This window comes from Corynebacterium striatum ATCC 6940, assembly GCF_000159135.1.
Lineage (GTDB): Bacteria > Actinomycetota > Actinomycetes > Mycobacteriales > Mycobacteriaceae > Corynebacterium > Corynebacterium striatum.
Genome location: NZ_GG667548.1, coordinates 1 through 673, shown reverse-complemented (window position 1 = coordinate 673; position 673 = coordinate 1). Strand labels below are relative to the sequence as shown.

The 673-nt window shown below is 55.0% G+C and carries 1 protein-coding gene; it reads left to right on the top strand.

The features are described 5' to 3' along the window. Positions 1-673 (top strand): Mu transposase domain-containing protein (locus HMPREF0308_RS13940; protein ID WP_005532305.1); only part of this gene is annotated, 673 nt, incomplete at both ends.

Below are 673 nucleotides of genomic sequence, written 5' to 3'. Positions count from 1 at the left end.
CAAAATCGTCACACACAAGATCATCCATGCACTCGATGGTCACCAGTGCGTTGATCTTGACGAGCTCAATGGCAAGATTGTCAGCCTTGTCGATGCAATTAACGATGTCACGCCGTTTCGGAGTCAGCAATCAAGCCGCCGGGACCTGTTTGAAACCTATGAGCAGCATCTTCTTGCCGATCTGCCGCAAACACCATGGCAGCACACCGAATGGAAACGCGCGAAAGTCGCACCAGATTTCCACATCATTGTTGCCACGGTGCGCTACTCGGTACCGCATCAACTCGTTGGGCGCACCGTCGATGTGCGTATCACCGGCCAGGTACTGACAGTCTTTGATGCAGGTCAAACCGTTGCAACCCACCGGGTTTCACATACACGCGGGGCCTATGTCACTGACTGCGACCACATTCCCTCAGGCATGGATACCACACGCGGGTTGTGGACGAGTGAGTACTTCTACCGCGAAGCCAGCAAAGTTGGGCCGGCAACACGCAAAGTCATCGAAGAGCTCATCGCAGCAAAAGCAATCCCGGCCCAGGCTTACCAGTCGTGTCGGAACGTGTTGTCGATGGGGAAACACGCCAACAAACCCATTTTGGAAGAGGCCTGCCTGCGCCTGACATCCCATGATGGCAGCCGACGTGCCGTGTCCTATACCGCAGTGAAAAAC